The organism is Anaeromicrobium sediminis (assembly GCF_002270055.1).
Taxonomy (GTDB): domain Bacteria; phylum Bacillota; class Clostridia; order Peptostreptococcales; family Thermotaleaceae; genus Anaeromicrobium; species Anaeromicrobium sediminis.
Map to the genome: position 1 here is coordinate 42,156 of NZ_NIBG01000004.1, position 21,098 is coordinate 63,253.

The following is a 21,098-nucleotide window of genomic DNA, read 5'->3' on the forward strand; positions in this document are numbered from 1 at the left end:
TTATGAAAATTTTATAAGAAGATCAAATTAAAAAGTACTGGCTTAATAAATTAAGCCAGTACTTTTATAATTTTTAATTTTCTTTATTCTGTTTATTAATCGTCGTCTTTTTCATCATCGTCATCATCTTTTTCTTTATCTCTTTTTGACTTTTTATTTTTCATCCCTTTTTTTGACTCTAAATATTCTTTTCTCTTTTCTTCATCTTCACGTTTCTTATTTTTATTAAACTCTTTAATTCTTTCTTTAATTCTTTTTTTCATCTCTTCTTTAATTTTTTCTTGTCTCTTTTTCTTTCTCTCTTTCATAATTTGAAATTTTTTCTTCTTATTTTCCTCTAAGAGTTTTCTATGTTCATCTTTATATATTTTTTTAAGTTCCTGAACTTTATTTATCCTAGTAGGATCTAAATTTTTCTTTTTAAACTCTTCTTTAGAGATATTTTTCTCTTTTAATTTCTCTTTTAATCGCTCTTTATTATCCTCTATTTTTTTATCACTTTTCCTATTTCCTTTATCTTTCTTAGTCTTTCCTTTTGATTCAACTAGGCCTTCATCCACTATATCTTGTACTTTCATTTTCTTAATCTGTTCTAGTGTTTTATTTTCATTTTTTTCTTTTGATTTCTTATAAACCTCATATTTTCCTATGGATACTTCCTGCTTTTTAGCTTCTTTTAAATCTTCTTTATTTCCTTCCACATATACAAGATTTACTTCTTCTAGTTCTATCTTTTCTTTCATCTTGCTTTCAATGTGCTTTTCTAACTCTTTAGTTTTTTCTTTAAAATCATCCTTTATGACAGTAGTGGATATAAGTACTGAATTTTTTTCTTTTGTAATATATTCCTTTTCCTCTGCATTTCTGATTATGATAGATAGGGCTTCTTCAATAGGCTTGCCCTTAAGATCTTCATCAATAAGTTCCTTTCCTTCATTATTAAGAGGCACTGCCTTTATTACTTCATTCTTTTTATTAATTTCAAATTCTATACTAGGATTAATATCTACACTAACTACTGCCGCAGCCCCATGACTTACATGATTAAATATATTCATCTTATTTATTAATGTAACAGAGAAAATCATCATTATAAAAATAGCAGCAATTAGGCCAAGATTTTTATAAGAAACTTTTTTCTCCTTATAAATATCATCTTTCACAAAAATAATTCTTTTTCCCACATCTAAATTATCTTTTTTTACAACCTTTATATATTCCATGCTATCCGTAAGAATAATTGCAAAGTCTTCTTCTATTTTCATAACACATCCTCTATAGACCACTTTGTACACCTCCTAGAGTCTGTCCAATATAGTTCTTTAATAGTTCTAAATCACTACCTAATATCACCACTGTAGCTATAATAAATTTTCTACTTCTTTTTAAAATTTTTGCAGTGACATCTAATTCTTCAATTATTTTTTTACTTGGCAAGGTCTTTTTCCGCATTAATGCTTCTTTCAATTCTTTATTATTTGCAATATGTTTAGCAATGCGTAAACCATTGGCCCTAGTATCTACATGCTTTGGTGCTTCCTCTACCAAATCAAAGAATGTAATGTCAAAGGGTTTTAATCTTTCTTCAAGCTCTTTTATTTCATTTTTTAATGTAAGGGATTTTGTAAAATCTTCCATTTGAAAATGTTTCTGAAGCTTGTCCTTTTCATCCTCTTCAAATTGACTTATTGGAACTACTTTATTATGTTTGCTATTTTTCCTCAGATAATCTGTAATTCTATTTTTTATAACGATTTCTGCAAATCCTATAAAACTTCCTCGAGAAGGTTCATATTTATCAATTGCTTCATTAAAAGCTTCTATCCCTATACTATATTCCTCACTGTTCTCTGATTCAATATATTTATTCAATTTATTAGATATGGTCTTTATGATAAAGGGTATATACTCTTCAATAATTTTTTCTCTTTCCTGTGTACTTCCGTTTTTAATTTTTTCTAGTCTTTTCGTTAAGGAGTCCTTACGAAAAAAATCAAATAGGCGCGCCAAATTATACACCTCCGTATATATATATTCGCAAACCCATGGAAATTTAGGTACCATCTTTTAAATTTAATTAATGATAGGCTTTGTTTTAGTTTACATAATATATCTTACTTAAGTATATACGTTATGTAAATCAAAACAAAGCCTATGGAATAAATTACAAAAGAGACGAAATTCGTCTCTTTTAATATATGATTCAGTATTTAATTTATAAAATCTATATATTTAACATTAACTGAACTGCATTAATTTTCACTTTTATTGACTTCATTTGTCTACTGGTTATTTTCTCATCACCTATTAATTTGCCCACTAACAGAGGAGAATTTACTGAGTGTTTTTTATAATTTTTATTTACTTGCCTATAATTATAGTTAGCATAACAATATAAACAATTATGGGCACATGTATTGTACTGGCCTATATCTATACTTTTCATACACCCACAAAATTCCCTTTGATTATTATCTTTTTCCATATCTATATTTGACCCTATTATTTTACTTATTAAATTGCCATCTATACATTTTCCCTTTTTAATTCCACAGCTACTTAAGTCTATTGGTTCTGAACAAGTTTCAATGGTTATATTATACCTTTGTCCTATGTTAGAAAATTTATTTGCCAATTGAAACATATCCCTTTCTTCTAGCTTAATTAACTTTAAGGACTTTGCATTTTTCCTAGTATTTTTATATGGGTCAATAAAACTTATTATACACCTTTCTGTGTAATTACTTAGCTCCTCTGCAAATTTCTCAAACCATTCGTAATGGTACTCTTTGCTATAATTTTCATTAATAAGTATGGGATCATATCTCCATATGACCCTTTCTTTCCCTATTTTCATAGATAATTCTTTAAAGGTACTTATTATATCCTTCTTTTTTCTCATATTAACTTCAATATCTTCCCTATAGGGAGTTAATGTAAATTGAAAATAATAAGGATAATTCTTTAGTTCTTTTAATCTATCCATCATAGGCAGAGGATCTTTAGTCCAAAATACAAAACAGTCTACCACATGAGGATTTAACTTAATTTCACTTACTTGCCTTCTATTGAAAGGATTTTTCACATAGACATACCCCTCTTTTAGTCTATTAAAAAACCAATCACTATAAAAAGCTGGTATATCAGTTCTTCTGCTCGCACTTATAATCATAATGACGTCCCCTTTTGTAGTATATTCCCTCTTATATCTTATCATTTATCAATTGAGAAAAAGGTCATTTATTAATGGAGAAAAAGGTCATTTATTATTGAAAAAAAAGGTCGTTATATGATGAAAAGCCCTTTAGTTTTCAAACTAAAAGGCTTTTGGGGTTTATTATTTTATTAAGGGGCTAGGGCTATATATTTAAAGATTCCTTTATTACTTTTTCCGTTAGATTCTCTTTAATTATATTTGATATTTTACCATTATCTGTTGTAACCACACTTGGGAAAGTATCAACAGATAATCTCTCTGCAATTCCCTTTGACTTATATACATCAACTCTTGAGACAGCTATCTGTCCTTTAGTTTCTTCTTCTATTCTTTCAATCACTGCTAATAATTCTCTAGAAGCTTCGTCTATCGCATTATATAGATATATAAGTCCTGGTTTTTCACATTGCATTATTTGATCTTTAAATGCTTCTTCTTCTGCTATATATTTTTCTGCAGCAAATCCAGCTATGGCTCCATCACCAACGGCTGTGGCCACTTGTTTTAGCCATTTATCTCTCACATCACCTACTGCATACACTCCACTTAGGTTTGTTTCCATCCTGTCATTAGTAGGTATATATCCTCTGTTATTAAGAGTTATCTGATCTTTAAACAATTCCGTATTAGGAATATATCCTATGAACTCAAAGCAATTGTCACACTCTACAGGTATTAGTTCATTAGTTTTAACATCCTTAAGAACTACTTTATCTAAGTGTCCATCACCTTCAAAACTATGAACTACCGTATTCCATACGAACTCCATCTTTTCATTCTTAAGGGCTGCTTCTTTAGCGATCTCATTACAATCCATAATTCCTTCATCATGCATAACAGAAACAGTAACCTTCTTTGCAAACTTAGTTAAGAACATGCCCTCTTCAATAGCTGCATCTCCAGAACCTATGACCACAACATGCTTATCCGTGTTAGCTGCTGCATCGCAAGTAGCACAAAATGAAATTCCCTTATCAAATAGATAATTTTCTTCATTTTCAGCACCAGTAACTCTTGGACGTCCACCTGTGGCAATAATAACTACCTTTGCTTTATATATATTTCTAAAAGTCTCAACTATTTTTTCTTCCTTTTTCAAATCCACAGATTTAACAGCAGTTAATTTAAATTTAACTCCCATTTTCTCCGCTTGTTTCTTCATTAGATTAGTGATTGATTCCCCCTTAGGGCTATCTGGAAATCCTGGATAATTTTCAATTTCGTTAGTATAAGTGGCTAAACCACCTACAAGGGCCTTTTCAACTAGAATTGTCTTTAGTCTAGCCCTTCCAGCATATATAGCAGCAGTAAGACCTGCTGGTCCACCACCAATGACTACCACATCATAATTTTCTACCTTTTTTTCTCTTGCCATCTTATTCACCTCTGTTCCTTACATAAAGTATTTTACTAATAACTTACTTCCTATAACTGCACCTACAAACATGGCACATGCAAATACCCATCCTGAAAGTGATAATGATGCCACTCCACTGAATAGGGCTCCTATATTACATCCAAATGCAATTCTAGAACCATATCCCATTAATGTTCCACCAACAACAGCAGCCACAATCTGCTTTTTATTTTTTATCTTTTTAATCTTAAATTGAGAAGCCATTAAAGTTGCAAGTAATGCTCCAAATATTATACCTAGGTTTCTCATAGTCCCAGGATGATTTAAAAAACCTGCATCTAAAGTTGCTTGGGCTCCCCTTGAACTAAAATAGTACCATTTATCAACGCTACCACCTAGTCCTTCGTAGATCCATGCTCCCCAATTGGCAAATACACCTGATACACCCCAAGGGTTTTGTGTAGTAGCTAGTGTAACTATTTGAAATAAAGATAGAAGTACAGCTCCTGTTATATAAGTATAAGGGGTCTTTAGCCATTTTTTATAAAACTCATTATCTTTAACTTTATTGAAAAATTTACTTTCCTTTGCCAAAGTTACACCTCCCAAACGGAAAAATGAACTCTTTCCATTTACTTATTTTTCTCTATAATTATTTCCCATTCACCATCGTCGATTTCTTCCACTTCTACGTTATATCCTTCTTTTCTAGCCCACTCAGGTATATTTTTCATAGCGCAGCTATGATCTATTTGAAGTACTAAGATATCATCTAATTCAATTTCTTTCATTTTATTTTGTGCCTTTACTAAAGGTACTGGACAAGCTTCTCCAAAACAATCTAAAACATGCTCATTCATAATTTATTCCTCCTAAAATAATCTATTGATTTTTACTTTCTTCATATTTCATTGCAAATACATATAAGGAAGCTATTAATGCTAGTTGTATAATAAGTGCGCCTCCCCATCCAAACACATCAGGTAAAAATATGGCTTTCCCCTTGGAAATAAAGTTATATTTCCACCAGCCAAAATCATGAGCTCCCCATAGGGAACCTATCACGAAAAATACTAAGGATAGAACCTGCATCCAAAAACCTTCTCCTACTCTCATCAAAGTTCCTGATGCACAACCACCTGCTATAACCATTCCTATTCCAAATAATATGGCTCCAATAATAGTTGCAAAGCTTATAGGTACCACATAGGACATTCCTGGAACTGGAAGGCCTTGTACATGAGCTCCATATTTAATAGCTGTAAAACCTATAGTAGTTATGGCAAAAGCTATTAATACGGCCCTTGTTAAAGAAGTTCCCCCTGTTAAATAAGGATCTCTCATTGATGCTGTGAAACAAAATCTCGACCTCTGAAGTATGAAACCAAAGGAAATTCCCGTTACCCAAAATAAAGCTAGCTTTTCAGATTTCAGGTTAAGGAAAATACCTATAATCACAAGGCCTATGAATAATGCCACACCATAAGGTATTTGATTTTTCTTAGCCTTTTTACGTCGAGAACCCCTTTGACTACTAGAGCTTCTTCTTATGGAGGAAGTTTTAACATTGCTACTTTCAGCATTTGACGTTTCAGTCATGAAACCACACTCCTTACTTTTTTAGGTTTACTAACAAAATAGATTGTTTAATAATTGAATTTTTTCTTAAAAAGTGAATTATATGTTCAATAAATTTTCTAACTTCATAATATCATAGAAAGTTATTATTTTAACATTCCCAACCTTTATGTTATATTAGATTTCCTTATGGCATATATAATGAAAAGTTATAGCCAGAATGGTATAATCTAAGTAATTACGTTAAGGGAATTTATGGAATATAAGTTCCCCTTATATTCATCCATATATTTTGTAAGATCTTATTATGTTTTTTTCATGTTTACAGTTATTATATCGTTAAAATAATAAGTATCTATATAATAAGGAGGCTAATATGCATATTAAAACTCTAGATTATTTTCAAAAAATTGTAACTACTAAAAGTATATCTAAAGTAGCCACAATGGAGCATATTTCTCAATCAGCTTTAAGTCAGTTAATTCAAAAGATGGAAGATGATTTCGGGTGTAAGCTTCTTATAAGAAGTAACAGGGGAGTCAAATTAACTCCTTTTGGAGAAATTGTATTTAAATATTCACAAAATATGGTGAGAATGTATGAAAATATGAAATCAGATTTGAATTTAGCAAAGGAAAATGAAGATGTGGTAAGGGTAAGTGCCAATTGGCCCCTAGCTACATATGCACTTCCATGTGTTTTGTATGATATAAAGCAAAAGTTTAAAAACCATACTTATCATTTATCATCAAATTTTCACAACGATAAAATTATTGAAGACGTGGAAAATAATATAGTTGACTTTGGGTTTGTCTATGGAAAGCCTGAAAGTACCAAAGTAGAATATATACCTATTGGAAAGGATAAGGCAACACTCCTTGCTTGTCCTGATTTTGCCATAGATGACACAATAAATTTAGAAGATGTATTTACATATGAAATGATAGATTTTGATATGGCCGAAAATATTATGGACCATTTAGATGAGAAGCTTAGATTACATAATAAAAGTGTGAAAGATTTTAAAATATTATTTAAGGTGGATAATATAGAAGGCGCTAAAGTATCTATTAAAAATGGCTACGGAATAGCTTTCCTACCTTATTCCACCGTAAAAACAGAAGTTTATAAAAAAACATTAAAAGAAATTGAAATACGAGATTTCAAAGTTCATTATGATATATATCTCGTATATAAAAAGAACAATATTCATACCCATTCTGTAAAGGATACTTTAAAATATTTATTAAATATGGATCAAAAGGATTTTTGTTAAACTTTTTTAATAATTATCTCCCATATGCCATTCATTATTTCTTCTGAAGTCATGGAAAGGGTATTTTTTGAAAAAGTTTCGCTTATATTTTGAGCTACACAACTATGATCTGTAGTTATTATAATAGGTTCACCAACATCTGATTTTTTTAATGCAGCTTTTATTCTGATAATAGGTATTGGACAGAATTCACCCGTTACATCAAGTTCAATCATAATCTTATCCCCCATATAAATATATTTTATATAATCATGATAACATATATATCTACAAGTTAGTATTCATATTTTAACATAGTAATAAGGAGGATTGCTAAATGCTTGTTTCCTTAGTTATACCCGTATATAAAAGTGAAAAATCTTTAGAAACTCTTTGTACAAAGATAGATTATGTTTTTAAAAATACTAATCTAGAATATGAAATAATCTTTGTGGATGACAATAGTAAGGACAATAGCTTTAATATAATAAGGTCACTGTCAGAAAAAAATCCTAAAATAAGGGGCTACACGTTAAAAAGGAACTATGGTCAACAAAATGCCATATTTTGTGGTCTACAGAAGGCAGTGGGAGACTATATCGTAACTATGGATGATGATTTGCAGCATAATCCTAAGCATATCCCTGTTTTAATTAATAAATTAATTGATGGATATGATTTAGCCTATGGTATTTTTCCTCACAAAGAAGAAAATCTGTTAAGAATTATTGGGGCTAAGATGAGAGATTTTATTTTTAATTGTATATTTCCAAGTAAGCCTAAACATATAAGAGTTAGTAGTTTTAGGGCTTTTAGTAAAAATTTAAAAGAAAAGATAATAGATTGTCCCTACTCTTTCATATATATATCTGCCCTCATGCTAAATAAAAATCCTAAAGTATGTAATGTGAATTTCAATTATGAGAAGAGATTACATGGGCAAAGTGGTTACAATCTAAAAAAACTTATAAAAATCTACCTTAAATTATTCATATATTACTATCCTTTAAGCTGTTTAAATCTATTTAGGGAAAAGGGTGATCAATTTGAAATTCAAATTTCACAAGAAAAAGAAAATAATGATACTGGGAGCAGGAAAACTTCAGCTTAATTGTATTAAAAGGGCTAAAGAACTAGGCTATGAGGTGGTAGCAACAGATTACTTAACAGATTCTCCTGGTAAGAAAATAGCTGATTATGAGGCCTTGGCAGATACCTTTAGTCCTTCCGAGGTTTTAAGGGAGGCAAAAAGATTTAATGTGGATGGAATCCTAACAGTGGGAACAGACCAACCCGTTTTAACAGCTGCCATAGTATCTGAAGAACTTGGCTTAAAAACCCTCTTAGACTCGGAAACTGCAAAGCGTGTAACTAATAAAAAATTAATGAAAAGTATATTTAAAAAAGAAAATATTCCTACCACAAACTACGTGGAAATTCCTATAGATTTTCAATCAGATGAAATATCTAACTTAAAATTTCCCCTTGTGGTAAAACCTGCTGATTCTCAAGGTCAAAGGGGGATATTTAAAGTTTATTCTGAAGATGAACTAAGACAATGTATAGCAAATACCTTCTCTTATACGAGGGAAGATAAGGTTATTTTAGAAGAGTATTATGAAAACATAGAAATAACAGTCACTGGCTGGGCCTTAGAAGGTCATTCATATATCCTATCTGTTACAGATAGAGTTACCTTTGAAGATGATAGTAAAATAGGGATATGTGTATCTCACGAGTATCCAACTATTAAGTTTAAAAACTATCATGAAGAAATCAGTGAAGTTACTCAAAAGATAGTAACTGCCATTGGTATTAAAGAAGGTCCTTTATATTTCCAAATGTTCATCGGAGAAGAAGGTTTAAAAGTAAATGAAATCGCCTGTAGAATAGGTGGAGCTTACGAAGATGAATTCATCCCACATATTACAGGAGTAGATATACTCACCATGAATATTTTAGATGTGATGGGCGAAAATATTGATACATCAATCTTAAAGGAATATGATTTTGTAAAAGATAATAAACTTTTATCTATTCAATTATTCTTTGCTAAGGATGGAAGTATTGAAAAAATGACAGATCTAAATAAAGTAAGAACTTTCCCTGGATTAATAAATGCAGGCTATAACTTTAAATGTGGCGACTACATAAAACCAATTGAAAACGCCACCCAAAGGGCTGGATATGCCATAATTGAAGGTTCTACTGAAGAAGAATTGAAAAAGAATATAGAGTACTTTTTTGATAACACTAAATTTGAAAATGATAAAAAAGACAACCTCATCATTAGAGGTAAAAGGGGCCATAGATATTAGGCCCATTATATGCAGATACACTATGAGAAAGGCACATGTATATTAACCTAAGCCATTTGATTACTAAACATCAACAAAACCATAATTACAGAAAAAATAATGAAATAAGTTAAAAAAGAAAGTAAAAAAGGCATACTCCATATGCTTCGCTAGGAAACCCTATGGTTTCCTTCGACGATTGCTATCACAATCTGAGCACATTCCTTTAAAGAGGCAGGGGAATTTTTCCCCTACAACCCCTTATTTTTTTACTTATCCATAGTTTTGAGAATATTATAATTTCCTATAGCGTAAAAAAGAGTATCTATTAACTATAAATAGATACTCTTTTTATATGAAAAACCTGGGCTAACAACACGTTTAGTATCATTTTCATTAATATGAAGTTGATAATTGGCAAAGTGTTAAAAAATTTAGAGAATGCCAGTTATGGTGTGTCCTAATTGTGATTCATATTTTTACTACGCTGGTGAAAAGAAAAGCAACAGAGTGACAAGTCACCCTATTGAGAGTCTCCGTTAATGGATTTTTTTACAAATCTATGAGAATTATTCTCAATTATGTGATGACATAGGTATTAGTATACTGTATAATAGACATGTACCAGGGCACCGTATAGGGGGGGGATTAAGAATGTTTGGAAATTCAAAAATAGTACGCCAAATGAATGCAATAGCTGAAAAGTTTGAAAGCAATAATACAAATAATATATATGAAATTGATGAAATCAATTGTCAAAATAAAACTGTGAAATTATTTGCTAAGATTGTTAAAACTTGTAAAAGTAGTATACCAAGAATCAATCAATTTATGAAAGGAATATTACTTATTGCAACAGAAATAAGCACTTTCAATGTTGAATTATTTCATTTCTCAAATAATATAAAAGAATCATCTTTAAAAATAAAAAAGTCATCAGAAACTATGGGGGCAGCTATTCAGCAAACAGATGCAAGTATGGTGCAAGTAGCAGAAACAATATCTGAATATGCATCATCTATTGAAGATATATCTATACAAGCAGATACTTTATTAGAGATAACAGAAACAAATAACCGTATAATTGAGCAAATGAAAAATGTAAACAGTGAAGTTTCTCAAAGAGCTGCATCAATGGATGAAGATACTAAAACCTTATTATCAGTAATAGAAGATATGAAAAAGATTGTTGCGGGTATTAGTGAAATTGCATCACATACAAACTTATTAGCATTAAATGCTAGTATTGAAGCTGCAAGAGCTGGTGAGAATGGAAGAGGTTTTGCAGTGGTAGCTGATGAAGTAAAAAAATTAGCAGAAAATACAAAATTACAACTAACTTCTGTTGAAGAGTTAATGATAAGTATGGAAAATGCTTCAAATAAAAGTAGAGAAAGTGTGAGGTATACATTAGATTCCATTAATAATATGAATACATATACAGAAAAAATGGTTACATCTTTTTCTAAGAGTAAAATCTCCATAAAATCTGTAATAAATGGAGTAAAAGTCATTGGTGATAGCATTGAAGAGATCAGTGCATCTAGTCAGCAAGTAAGCGCAGCCATGCATGCTACTAGTGAAGATGGTAGTAAATTATTAAATATAGCAGATGAACTATATAGGAAATCAGAAGGAATTGGTAAATTAGGAGAAAAAATAGGATCAATAGAAGATGAAGTATCTAGGCTTGCTAAGATCAGCGGAGAAATGGGAAATGAAGAACATTTTAAAATTAACAATAGTGATTTCATAGAGACATTAGAGCACGCCATTAAGGGACATATAGATTGGATACATACTTTAGAAAATATGGTTCAGAATATGGAAATTTATCCAATCCAAATAGATGGAACGAAATGTAAATTCGGTCATTTCTATTATGCAATGACTCCTAGTCATCCTAAAATCAAGAGCATTTGGAAAGAAATTGATGAAATTCATTTGAATCTTCATGAATTAGGACATGCAGTTATGGAACATGTACAAAAAGGAGATAAGATAAGCGCTCAAAGGGATAGCAAAAAGGCAAAGGATTTATCCAAAAAAGTAATGGAAATGTTCGTTAATTTAAAGGGAACCACACAAGACTTGTCAAGTCAAGGAATAGATGTTTTTTAGAAAGTGGAAGGCTGAATTCAGCCTTCCACTTTTTTATTTTTCTTTTTTTCAACGCAACATATTATGGATATATTGTATTATATGTTGTATTCAAACTAACAAAAATAAAAAGGCGATTATAAAAATCACCTTCTTTTCTTACATTTTCAATTGTTTGGTGGGTTTCACCGAACGCAACACAATTGTCATTGTGTTTCATTGGGACTGGTTGAATTATATGGGTTTACGAAAACCAAACACAGATTTATTTGCATACTCGCGTAATAATCTTCCCTAAGATATTTAGCAAGCATATTAATTTTTTCTTTTCAAGTACAAATTGTTAAATAAAAATAAGTAAAAAAAGCTATGGATTGAATTTAATCCATAACCTGCATTGCTTGTCCTATATTCATCTACAGATATAGTCACACAAGGATCTGTAGTCCATTACAAAAGGGGTTTTAGTGGTTAGCCATACCATACATATTTTATTTATTTCTTCATGCCTAAAACTTGTTTTCTATGTTCATTATTATATGAATTGAGTAATGTATCTAGTGACTGGCTAAGAGATACTATTTCTTCTGCAATAAGATTGTCATTTTGTTCGATTAGACAATGTAATTGTCTTTTTAAGTGCTGTATCTGTAACGAGATTTCTTTTAAACTTGTCATGTTCTCCCCCTGTTTTCTATTAAATAAAATATCAAATCGGACATCATTTTATCACTTTTTAGTAATGAAATTTGTCGATATTGGGTGAGTATGACAAATAAAAAAAAACACAGGGAAATAACCCAATGGCGTATGTTACTTTTNTTGTTCGATTAGACAATGTAATTGTCTTTTTAAGTGCTGTATCTGTAACGAGATTTCTTTTAAACTTGTCATGTTCTCCCCCTGTTTTCTATTAAATAAAATATCAAATCGGACATCATTTTATCACTTTTTAGTAATGAAATTTGTCGATATTGGGTGAGTATGACAAATAAAAAAAAACACAGGGAAATAACCCAATGGCGTATGTTACTTTTGTTCTATCAAATTACAATTTGCCTTGCAGGAACTTCTTCTTTAAGATTACATGCTTTAAATAATCTTCCTCACTTAATAAGCCTTTTTCTTTAAGTTCATCGAACATACTAATAAGCTTAACACAGAACATCTTTAATTCTGTCTCTATATCATTTGATTCATCACACATTATCGAACCCTCCAAAAAAGATATGTTAAATTATCAAGCAGTCTTTGTAATGCCATATTAAGATATCCCAATACTCCCTTAGAATTTTCCACTAATGTTTAAATATTCTGTGAAAATTCCTGTATTCCTTTATTTAATTTTTTTCCATTCTATCTGTTCGTCACATAATAGCATCTAACATCATAATACTATTACTTGTTAGGGCCTCAATTTCTGCATCTATTTCATCTAGTATATCCAACTGTTTTGCCATTTCTTGTAAAAATTTTTCTTCTTGAACTTCGACTTGGTATAGATTTCTTTTCAGGTTTTGTTCTTTTTCATATAGTTTCTGCATGGCGTGCTCAATTCTTCGTAGCAATTGCATGTGCTGTAATCTCTTAATTTTTAATAATCTTAATATTCCTTTTCTATCCAACATGGTTCCCCCCTAAATATTATCATATCTAAGAGTATTACCACTTTTGAAAGATTGTATTATCCAATGTGAAAAAACATAGGATGTTGTTTCGCAATAATTCTTTTTGTCCTTGTACTGGATATTATAGATAAAAGTATTACCATTTGGAAAAGGTTATATTACCTATGCAGAAAACCATGTATATTCATTGCATAATCCATGTATATCGATGTATATTTTATCATTTCACTACTTAAAAAATAGAGAACATAGTATTTGCAATACGTATACCAGACTTTCCAATGTATCAGAATCTAATTTCAGATACATAACAACTTACAATATTTATAAGCTACTCTGCACTCTATGACAGCTACCATTCTATTACCTCAACAAGTACGCTCACCTTCATAGACATTTGAATATAGAGTGATAATCATTATATATATGCATTTTTAGACAATTTTTTTTATTTTTTTGTTGTTCTTATATTTGTATTTTGTTACGATATAATCGAGTTAAAGATGAAGTAAATACTTAATGAAAATAAATTTTAGAGGAGGATTTTTATTATGGCTTATGTAATTAAAGATTCTTGCATTAGTTGTGGAGCTTGCGAACCAGAATGTCCAGTTGGAGTAATTAGTGGTGGAGACAACATATATGTAATCGATGAAGCAGGATGTATTGACTGTGGTGCTTGCGCAAATGTTTGTCCTGTAGATGCACCAGTTGCAGAGTAATTTAAACGAATACATAAAATAAGATAGTGCCCTATTCTTTGGATTAGGGTATTATTTTTTTGCATAATATTCTCCAAATTCATCAGACGATGTAGAACCAGGAACCGTGTCACCAGACGCAATGCAAATGTTAATATTTTGTGATTTAGGTACTAACTATTACTCTAATATATGTTTAGACTATAATTAAGTATCATAGATCAGAAGCACTTGGATTAATCCAAGTGCTTTTTTAACTGTGCTTTAAAGATTAATTTAGAGACTAGTTACCTTTAAATGTGTTTTTAGAATATAGTTAAAAGTCCATTACAAAATAAATTTTTTATAATCAAATATCATTCCCATTGTGGTAAAATATTGGTAACGATATTAGATTTCATATGAAATGCATTTTCAATGCAACCAAGGAGGAAATACTATGGAAAATATAAATAAATTCCAAAGCTTTATTATCTTATTTATGGTTGCAATAGGTATTTTAATAGGTCAAATAGAATTTATACAGACATATTCAGAATATTTAATAACGCCATCATTAATGATAATGCTATTTCTTGTGTTCATACAAATACCATTAAAAGATATTGGTAGTTCATTTAAAAACTTAAAATTTACACTAATATCCGTAATTATTAATTTTATATGTACACCAATAATTGTTTTTATTTTAGGAAAGTTATTTTTAAATAATAATCCAGATTTACTAATCGGGTTTATTATGCTCATGGTTACACCTTGCACTGATTGGTATTTGATATTTACAGGAATAGCTAAAGGAAATGTTGCGCTAGGTTCATCTATACTACCTTTAAACTTGATACTACAGCTATTATTATTACCACTATATATATTCATAATAGGTGGATCTAGTGTAGATATAGATGTAATGAGCTTAACTCAAGGAGTTATATATAGCTTGATGATACCTCTTTTATGCTCAGTACTGGCTAGAAAATTTATTATAAACAAAATAGGTAATAGCACATTTGAAGATAAGTTAGTTCCAAAGGCATGTGATTATCAAGGATATTTTTTAAGTTTAGCTATAATCTCTATGTTTGCTTCACAAGGTAAAGTACTTTTACAAAATATCCAGGTATTATTAATTCTATTAGTCCCGATATCATTATTCTTCATAATTAACTTTATAGTTGGAAGATTAGCAGGCAAACTGATTAACTTGAATTATGAAGATAGTGTTGCGCTAAATTTAACTACTCTTGCTAGAAATTCACCAATAGCTTTAGCTATTGCTGTAGCAACATTTCCAAATAATCCTTTAATATCACTAGCTCTTATAATAGGTCCTTTGATAGAGTTACCTATATTATTTCTAGTGTCTAAGATTTTATTAGTCATAAAATCAAAACAACAAGCATGTCAATATAACTAGACCTAAAATTTGAATTTAAAGAATAATAAAAAAGACCATGTGCAGAGTAAATTTATAAATATACTCTGCATTATGGTCTCTATTTTTTTATTAAGTGTATTTTGGGAATGATGGATTAACTAACAGCCTTGAAAAAAGCCTAGGATCTCTTCATCTTAATAAATATAAAGCTAAAGATCAAACAAGTCAGAACTTGTTTTGTAAAATAGCTGATGTAATAAATAGAATTAATATACTAATAAGTTCTAGTAATGAGAGTTTTGATTTATTAGAGACACTCACTGAAAAAATAAAACAGATATCATAATACTGTATAACGCAACACAATATTAATTATGTTGCATTGGGTGAAACCCACCAAACAATTGAAAATTCAAGAAAAGAAGGTGGTTTTTATAATCGCCTTTTTATTTTTGTTAGTTTGAATACAACATATAATACAATATATAATACAATATATCCATAATATGTTGCGTACAAAAAAGAATGATTTTTTGTATGAACTGAATTTCTATATTTAAATAGACTATAGCCTAAACTAACACTCAAAATATAAGTTCACATACCTTTAGCTTTGACGTAGTTTATCTATATTTATAATGATCCTTTACTCTATATATTTTTATAGTCCATATACCCTCATCTATATATTTATTTATTCTAATACCATAAGTTGAATCTTCAAACTCATCTATTAAAATACATTTATTCTCTAGAAAACTTTTCATATCTTCATAATAGAAAGATATATCTCCATACAAAGTATTAAACTTTGGTCTGTTTCTCATTATATAGTCCATTTCATTTGAATAAACTATATATTCTATTTCCCTTGAAATTATATATTCTTTAAAGACCATATTATTTTCTTTTAAATGATTTAAATTCCTATAATCATATAATTGATTGTTGTTAAATCCATACTCTGTATTTAGATTAGCCAATACTTTTTTATTGTGTGGAATAGAACTACTCACTCTTTTTATATAGTCATAATAATTATTATAATTTATATCCTTTAAATTCATATAACTATTGACAGTAGTAGCTACAAATAAACACAATATAATATACACTATCTTTTTTTCACTATTAGAATATAAACTTTTTAAGTTTATACTAAGTAGTAAAAACATGGATGGGTACAAAAATATTATGGATGTTTGATTGTATCTTCCTATTAAAAAAGTGGCTAGATTATATCCAATTATATTTAGTAGCACTACTCCTAGGTGGATTCTAGTACTCTTATCTTTTAAGTAGTTATATGTACTCCATAGGATTAGTCCTATAAACAATATAAAATCCATCTTTATGCTGGGAAGATAATAAGTTCCTAAGGATCTTGTGAATAACTTCTTATAAAACATAATAATTCCCATAGCCCTTGTAACTGTAGGTGCATCTACATTAAGAGTTTTTCCATAGGACATGTAATTAGAAAAAAAGTTGGGATCTAGCTTTAAACTAATAAATAAAAATATAGCTCCAAATATTCCTACACCTATAAAATAAGTAAACATACTCTTAAAGCTATTTTTGTCTTTCATTAAAACTAAATAAAATAAAGAACATATAAACATGGCCCCTACCACAAAGCTATTTGGGTGTACTCCTATTAATAGTCCAGTACTTATAGCCATCATAATAATGTTTATTAATCTATTTTCTTTAATATTTCTGAATAAAAATAAATAATTTATTATTATTCCTAGTAATATAATTGCCTCTTGTCTTGCAAAATGGGAAGCATAAATGAATTGAATATTTAATCCTAAAGTTAAAGTAATAAAAAAACTATAAATAGGTTTCATATTACTTTTTCTAATGATCAAATAAAATATGCATAGTCCTATAAGACTACTAATTAATGATATTAATCTAAAAGTCCATATGTCATAGGAAAATATGCTCATGAAGATCATTTGGATTTTGTGAAATAGAATCTTTATTCCATGGGGATTTCTTGGATATAGGTCAAAAAAGGTTTCTGTAACCTTCAATGAATCCTTCTCAATCATATTCCTACTAAGGCCACTTAACCAACTTTCATCTGAATGAACAAAGGGAAATTTCACTAGATAAAAACCGCTTATGATTCCATATATTAATATACCCACATAAGAATGTACATCTACCCAATACGCTTCTATAGGCTTTCTTTTAAATAATTCCATATATATTCCCTCCAATTATTCCCTACTATAGTTTCTAGTATAAAATATTTTCCTCCTTAAAAGAAGCTAATCCTTTCATAACGAAAACATATGTTGTATCGTTATTACTTATAACAAAATATCAGAAAAATAAGTTATAATTTATATAAGGTTTGTAGAATTATTAACAAACTAACATAATATAAGTGAATTATTTCAATAAATTTTCTAACCAAATTTAAAAAGGTGGTGATAATGCATGAAAGTGTATAGGAAGAAACCAATATACGTTCTAGTAATAATATCAATCCTTTTTACTCTTTTATTTGCAGGTTGTAGTGAAAAAACTTCCTATGAGGGATCTTTAAGGATTATAGAAGCACAAGAGTTATCATCTCTCCTTGGTAAGGAAAACGTTGTAGTTGTAGATGCAAGAAGTGTGACCAATTATAAGAAAGGTCACCTGGTAAATGCAGTAAATATACCTACTGGCACCCTTACTACCAACAAACCAGCTCCAGCTATGGTCATTGGTGACAAGGAACTTTCTAAAGTCCTTGGTTCAAAGGGCATTAAAAATGACGACTTAGTTATTGTGTATGATGACGACAAGGGAGTATCTGCTTCTAGGGTATTTTGGACTTTAAAGCTCTATGGACATGAAAAAGTAATGGTCCTAAACGGTGGAACAAATGCCATATTATCAAGTGGATTAAAAATTTCAGCTAAAAGTCCATCTATTAGTAACACTACATATGAGGCTAAACCATTAAACCAAGATATACTAGTGAGTTTAGAAGACATACAAAAAGTTGTTAATAACCCAACAAAGAATGTAAAGATTTTAGACGTTAGAACTCAAGCAGAATTTGACGAGGGACATATTCCTGGGTCCATATTGTATTCCCATAAGGATAACATGTATAAGGATGATACATTCAAGTCCTCTAGGAATATCTACTTGACTTATAAGGACTTGGGCTTAAACAAGGATGATTCTATTTATGTTTATTGTAAATCGTCATTTAGAGCTACTCAAACCTATATTCTTCTTAAAGAAGCCGGCTTTAATGATGTGAAGGTCTATGACGGAGCATATTTACAATGGTCTGGTGAAGGTATGGAAATAGAAAGATTAGAAGGAGCTAATGTTCTAAGTGAACAAGACGCATCCTAACAATTTGATAGGGGGATTATTTAAATGAGAAAAAAGTTTTTTAAAGGTTTATCCTTATTATTAATATTAATTTTATCACTTAGTTTTGTAGCATGTTCTAAGGAAGAACAGTCAAGTGTACCTGCACCACAAGAAAATGCTATGGTTGCTGCTGATGCTGAGGTAAATGTTTTAGAAGAAAAGGTTATGGCTTATTTTGCCAACATGCCAAAGGACATATATAAGGTAAAACATTCTAAAGCTGTTGAAGAAGTAAAAAATGGTGAAGATATTTTCATTTTAGATATAAGAAGTGCTGATGATTATGCCAAAGGTCATTTAAAGAGTGCTTATAATGCTCCTTGGGGACCTGCCATTGCAGAAGCTCTACCTATGATTCCGCAGGATAAAAAGGTTTATGTTTATTGCTACACTGGTCAAACTGCAGGTCAGGCTGTTATGACATTAAATCTTGCTGGATTTGACGCTAAGAGTATCAACTTAGGATGGATGTTAGGTATTTCTAAGGTTGAAGGTTATGAAGATGTAGTAGAAACTACTTCAAATGAACTAGCAGATAAAGTTACTGATATTGACCCAGAAATCCAAGAAGCTATAACTGCTTATTATAATGGTTTAGCAGATGTTTCTGGCTCAATCTTTAAAAACTATAAGGTATCTGAAAAAAGCTTAAAAGAACTTATAGATAACAAAGATGAATCTATCTATGTATTATCAGTAAGAAGTGCTGAAGACTTTGGTAAAATGAAAATAGCTACAGCTAATAACATCCCTTGGGGAGCAGGAATGGAAAAGGAATTTGCCAATCTTCCAAAGGATAAAACTATCGTAGTATATTGCTACACTGGTCAAACTGCAGGTCAAACAGTTGCAGGACTTAGATTATTAGGTTATGATGCTGTATCCTTAAATGGTGGTATGGGAATGGATATTAACAAACCACACGGATGGCTTAATAAGGGATACGAAACAGTTAAATAAGATTTAATACTTGGTGTATTTACCCTTAATGATATAATTATCATGTGGGAAAATACACCATTTATTTTAACTAATAAGGAGAGACTCCATGATAGATTTTAATAAACCTTATATTACAGATAAAGAATATTATTATATGGCTGATGCCCTTAGTAGAAAGAGTTTGTCAGGAGATGGACATTATACTAAATTAGTCTCCTCTTTTATGGAAAATAAATTTAAAACTAAAAAAGCTTTACTAACTACCTCTTGTAGTTCTGCCCTAGATATGAGTACTCTACTTCTAGATTTAAAACCTGATGATGAGATCATCTTACCATCTTATACCTTTGTATCTACAGGTAATTCTGCCCTTTTAGGTGGTGGTAAAATTGTCTTTGCAGATATAAGTGAAGATACTCTAAATATGGATCCTAATAGTATTATTGAAAAAATAAGTAACAAAACAAAGGCTATAATTCCCGTTCATTATGGTGGAGTATCCTGTGATATGGACTCTATAATGCATATTTCAAGGGATTATAATGTTACCGTTATAGAAGATGCAGCTCAAGGAGTTAATGGCAAATATAAGGATAAATATTTAGGTACCATAGGCCATATGGGTTGTTATAGCTTCCATGAAACTAAGAACTACTCCTGCGGCGAAGGTGGTGCTCTACTAATAAACCACAGTGATGAATTAGTCAAAAGAGCTGAGATTATTAGAGAAAAGGGTACTAATAAAAAACAATTTTTGAACAAAGAAGTAGATAAATATACTTGGGTAGATAAGGGATCAAGTTTTCTACCTTCAGATATTTTAGCTGCCCTTTTACACGCACAATTAGAAAAATTATATGAGATACATAATAAAAGAAAAAGTATATACGAAACCTACTCTAGAGAACTTAAAGATCTTCAAGATAGAGAATTATTAAAGCTTCCTATTATACCTGATTATAGTACAAGCAATTATCATATATTTCATATACTTCTAAATTCAGAGGAAGAAAGAAACTATCTTATGAACAAACTTAATGAAAGGGAAATTCAAGCATATTTTCATTATATACCCCTTCATTTATCTCCCATGGGGAAAAAACTAGGTTATAAAATGGGTGATTTACCTAAAACAGAAGGTTTAAGTGCTAGACTCTTAAGACTTCCCATTTATTGTGACTTAGAAGATAAAGAAATTAACTATATTATTGAAAATATATATGAAATTCTTAGATAAATTAAATGACAGGGTGAT

Annotated in this window: 21 protein-coding genes; 9 read left to right on the plus strand and 12 right to left on the minus strand. The window is 30.1% G+C overall.

The genetic code is table 11. The features are described from left to right. Nucleotides 1-95: 95 nt before the first annotated feature. The 7 genes from CCE28_RS06490 to CCE28_RS06520 all read right to left on the minus strand — a co-directional run bounded on the left by CCE28_RS06490 (nucleotide 96) and on the right by CCE28_RS06520 (nucleotide 6,173). Entirely contained in the window at nucleotides 96-1,286 is a 1,191-nt protein-coding gene (locus tag CCE28_RS06490; protein WP_095132175.1) for an anti-sigma factor domain-containing protein, read from the minus strand. After that, a complete protein-coding gene (gene sigI, locus CCE28_RS06495; protein ID WP_176461696.1) occupies nucleotides 1,276-2,010 on the minus strand; it encodes an RNA polymerase sigma-I factor in 735 nt (244 codons plus the stop codon). The genes CCE28_RS06490 and sigI overlap by 11 nt, the downstream gene beginning before the upstream one ends. Before the next feature lie 214 nt (nucleotides 2,011-2,224). Then, nucleotides 2,225-3,172, minus strand: coding sequence for a DUF1848 domain-containing protein (locus CCE28_RS06500; protein WP_095132179.1), 948 nt, complete (start codon nucleotides 3,170-3,172; stop codon nucleotides 2,225-2,227). 187 nt (nucleotides 3,173-3,359) lie between these two features. Beyond that, complete coding sequence (locus CCE28_RS06505; protein WP_095132181.1) at nucleotides 3,360-4,592, minus strand: FAD-dependent oxidoreductase; 1,233 nt, start codon at nucleotides 4,590-4,592, stop codon at nucleotides 3,360-3,362. Nucleotides 4,593-4,610: 18 nt separating this feature from the next. Beyond that, nucleotides 4,611-5,168 (minus strand): YeeE/YedE thiosulfate transporter family protein, encoded by a 558-nt coding sequence (locus CCE28_RS06510; RefSeq protein WP_095132184.1) that lies wholly within the window; start codon nucleotides 5,166-5,168, stop codon nucleotides 4,611-4,613. A gap of 38 nt (nucleotides 5,169-5,206) precedes the next feature. Beyond that, a complete protein-coding gene (locus tag CCE28_RS06515; protein ID WP_095132186.1) occupies nucleotides 5,207-5,434 on the minus strand; it encodes a sulfurtransferase TusA family protein in 228 nt (75 codons plus the stop codon). A 22-nt stretch (nucleotides 5,435-5,456) separates the two neighbouring features. Then, a complete protein-coding gene (locus CCE28_RS06520) occupies nucleotides 5,457-6,173 on the minus strand; it encodes a YeeE/YedE thiosulfate transporter family protein (RefSeq protein WP_095132188.1) in 717 nt (238 codons plus the stop codon). A gap of 355 nt (nucleotides 6,174-6,528) precedes the next feature. Here CCE28_RS06520 and CCE28_RS06525 point away from each other — a divergent pair, with 355 nt between their 5' ends. Next, on the plus strand, nucleotides 6,529-7,428 hold the full coding sequence (locus CCE28_RS06525) for a LysR family transcriptional regulator (protein ID WP_095132191.1): 900 nt from the start codon (nucleotides 6,529-6,531) through the stop codon (nucleotides 7,426-7,428). On the opposite strand, the gene CCE28_RS06530 is transcribed toward CCE28_RS06525, so the two are convergent. Beyond that, nucleotides 7,425-7,643, minus strand: coding sequence for a sulfurtransferase TusA family protein (locus CCE28_RS06530; RefSeq protein WP_176461697.1), 219 nt, complete (start codon nucleotides 7,641-7,643; stop codon nucleotides 7,425-7,427). The genes CCE28_RS06525 and CCE28_RS06530 overlap by 4 nt on opposite strands. A 101-nt stretch (nucleotides 7,644-7,744) precedes the next feature. Here CCE28_RS06530 and CCE28_RS06535 point away from each other — a divergent pair, with 101 nt between their 5' ends. From CCE28_RS06535 to CCE28_RS06545, 3 genes are all read left to right on the plus strand, one after another. Further along, the gene (locus CCE28_RS06535) at nucleotides 7,745-8,518 is read left to right on the plus strand and encodes a glycosyltransferase family 2 protein (protein ID WP_095132197.1); all 774 of its coding nucleotides are present in this window, start codon (nucleotides 7,745-7,747) and stop codon (nucleotides 8,516-8,518) included. Then, nucleotides 8,454-9,725, plus strand: a complete 1,272-nt coding sequence (locus CCE28_RS06540; protein WP_242972919.1) for an ATP-grasp domain-containing protein — start codon at nucleotides 8,454-8,456, stop codon at nucleotides 9,723-9,725. Before CCE28_RS06535 ends, CCE28_RS06540 begins: the two co-directional genes overlap by 65 nt. Nucleotides 9,726-10,358: 633 nt before the next feature. After that, entirely contained in the window at nucleotides 10,359-11,825 is a 1,467-nt protein-coding gene (locus CCE28_RS06545) for a methyl-accepting chemotaxis protein (protein ID WP_095132200.1), read from the plus strand. Nucleotides 11,826-12,299: 474 nt separating this feature from the next. On the opposite strand, the gene CCE28_RS06550 is transcribed toward CCE28_RS06545, so the two are convergent. The 3 genes from CCE28_RS06550 to CCE28_RS06555 form a co-directional block, all read right to left on the minus strand. After that, nucleotides 12,300-12,482: an aspartyl-phosphate phosphatase Spo0E family protein gene (locus CCE28_RS06550; protein WP_095132202.1), complete on the minus strand. Its 183-nt coding sequence runs from the start codon at nucleotides 12,480-12,482 to the stop codon at nucleotides 12,300-12,302. Between the two features lie 370 nt (nucleotides 12,483-12,852). Beyond that, on the minus strand, nucleotides 12,853-13,011 hold the full coding sequence (locus CCE28_RS22180; protein ID WP_176461698.1) for a hypothetical protein: 159 nt from the start codon (nucleotides 13,009-13,011) through the stop codon (nucleotides 12,853-12,855). A gap of 160 nt (nucleotides 13,012-13,171) precedes the next feature. Further along, nucleotides 13,172-13,432 (minus strand): hypothetical protein, encoded by a 261-nt coding sequence (locus CCE28_RS06555; protein WP_095132204.1) that lies wholly within the window; start codon nucleotides 13,430-13,432, stop codon nucleotides 13,172-13,174. A gap of 551 nt (nucleotides 13,433-13,983) precedes the next feature. Between CCE28_RS06555 and CCE28_RS06560 the strand changes: the two genes are divergently transcribed. Both CCE28_RS06560 and CCE28_RS06565 read left to right on the plus strand, forming a co-directional pair. Then, nucleotides 13,984-14,154: a DUF362 domain-containing protein gene (locus CCE28_RS06560; RefSeq protein ID WP_095132206.1), complete on the plus strand. Its 171-nt coding sequence runs from the start codon at nucleotides 13,984-13,986 to the stop codon at nucleotides 14,152-14,154. Between the two features lie 418 nt (nucleotides 14,155-14,572). Then, nucleotides 14,573-15,547 carry an arsenic resistance protein gene (locus CCE28_RS06565; protein WP_095132208.1) on the plus strand — a complete coding sequence of 325 codons (975 nt, stop codon included), beginning with the start codon at nucleotides 14,573-14,575 and terminating at the stop codon, nucleotides 15,545-15,547. Between the two features lie 584 nt (nucleotides 15,548-16,131). On the opposite strand, the gene CCE28_RS06570 is transcribed toward CCE28_RS06565, so the two are convergent. After that, nucleotides 16,132-17,724 (minus strand): ArnT family glycosyltransferase, encoded by a 1,593-nt coding sequence (locus tag CCE28_RS06570; protein ID WP_095132210.1) that lies wholly within the window; start codon nucleotides 17,722-17,724, stop codon nucleotides 16,132-16,134. 238 nt (nucleotides 17,725-17,962) lie between these two features. On the opposite strand from CCE28_RS06570, the gene CCE28_RS06575 reads away from it, so the two are divergent. From CCE28_RS06575 to rffA, 3 genes are all read left to right on the plus strand, one after another. Further along, the gene (locus CCE28_RS06575) at nucleotides 17,963-18,880 is read left to right on the plus strand and encodes a sulfurtransferase (RefSeq protein WP_095132212.1); all 918 of its coding nucleotides are present in this window, start codon (nucleotides 17,963-17,965) and stop codon (nucleotides 18,878-18,880) included. Between the two features lie 24 nt (nucleotides 18,881-18,904). Then, nucleotides 18,905-19,861 (plus strand): rhodanese-like domain-containing protein, encoded by a 957-nt coding sequence (locus tag CCE28_RS06580; RefSeq protein ID WP_095132214.1) that lies wholly within the window; start codon nucleotides 18,905-18,907, stop codon nucleotides 19,859-19,861. A gap of 88 nt (nucleotides 19,862-19,949) precedes the next feature. Beyond that, nucleotides 19,950-21,080, plus strand: coding sequence for a dTDP-4-amino-4,6-dideoxygalactose transaminase (gene rffA, locus CCE28_RS06585; RefSeq protein ID WP_095132216.1), 1,131 nt, complete (start codon nucleotides 19,950-19,952; stop codon nucleotides 21,078-21,080). The last annotated feature ends 18 nt before the right edge of the window (nucleotides 21,081-21,098 follow it).

What these genes read in the sequence shown, in the direction of transcription:
- CCE28_RS06500 (WP_095132179.1), bottom strand. Translation starts at nt 3,172, where the DNA reads ATGATTATAAGTGCGAGCAGAAGAACTGATATACCAGCTTTTTATAGT.
- CCE28_RS06505 (WP_095132181.1), bottom strand. Translation starts at nt 4,592, where the DNA reads ATGGCAAGAGAAAAAAAGGTAGAAAATTATGATGTGGTAGTCATTGGT.
- CCE28_RS06515 (WP_095132186.1), bottom strand. Translation starts at nt 5,434, where the DNA reads ATGAATGAGCATGTTTTAGATTGTTTTGGAGAAGCTTGTCCAGTACCT.
- CCE28_RS06520 (WP_095132188.1), bottom strand. Translation starts at nt 6,173, where the DNA reads ATGACTGAAACGTCAAATGCTGAAAGTAGCAATGTTAAAACTTCCTCC.
- CCE28_RS06525 (WP_095132191.1), top strand. Translation starts at nt 6,529, where the DNA reads ATGCATATTAAAACTCTAGATTATTTTCAAAAAATTGTAACTACTAAA.
- CCE28_RS06530 (WP_176461697.1), bottom strand. Translation starts at nt 7,643, where the DNA reads ATGATTGAACTTGATGTAACGGGTGAATTCTGTCCAATACCTATTATC.
- CCE28_RS06535 (WP_095132197.1), top strand. Translation starts at nt 7,745, where the DNA reads ATGCTTGTTTCCTTAGTTATACCCGTATATAAAAGTGAAAAATCTTTA.
- CCE28_RS06545 (WP_095132200.1), top strand. Translation starts at nt 10,359, where the DNA reads ATGTTTGGAAATTCAAAAATAGTACGCCAAATGAATGCAATAGCTGAA.
- CCE28_RS06550 (WP_095132202.1), bottom strand. Translation starts at nt 12,482, where the DNA reads ATGACAAGTTTAAAAGAAATCTCGTTACAGATACAGCACTTAAAAAGA.
- CCE28_RS22180 (WP_176461698.1), bottom strand. Translation starts at nt 13,011, where the DNA reads ATGTGTGATGAATCAAATGATATAGAGACAGAATTAAAGATGTTCTGT.
- CCE28_RS06555 (WP_095132204.1), bottom strand. Translation starts at nt 13,432, where the DNA reads ATGTTGGATAGAAAAGGAATATTAAGATTATTAAAAATTAAGAGATTA.
- CCE28_RS06560 (WP_095132206.1), top strand. Translation starts at nt 13,984, where the DNA reads ATGGCTTATGTAATTAAAGATTCTTGCATTAGTTGTGGAGCTTGCGAA.
- CCE28_RS06565 (WP_095132208.1), top strand. Translation starts at nt 14,573, where the DNA reads ATGGAAAATATAAATAAATTCCAAAGCTTTATTATCTTATTTATGGTT.
- CCE28_RS06570 (WP_095132210.1), bottom strand. Translation starts at nt 17,724, where the DNA reads ATGGAATTATTTAAAAGAAAGCCTATAGAAGCGTATTGGGTAGATGTA.
- CCE28_RS06575 (WP_095132212.1), top strand. Translation starts at nt 17,963, where the DNA reads ATGAAAGTGTATAGGAAGAAACCAATATACGTTCTAGTAATAATATCA.
- CCE28_RS06580 (WP_095132214.1), top strand. Translation starts at nt 18,905, where the DNA reads ATGAGAAAAAAGTTTTTTAAAGGTTTATCCTTATTATTAATATTAATT.
- rffA (WP_095132216.1), top strand. Translation starts at nt 19,950, where the DNA reads ATGATAGATTTTAATAAACCTTATATTACAGATAAAGAATATTATTAT.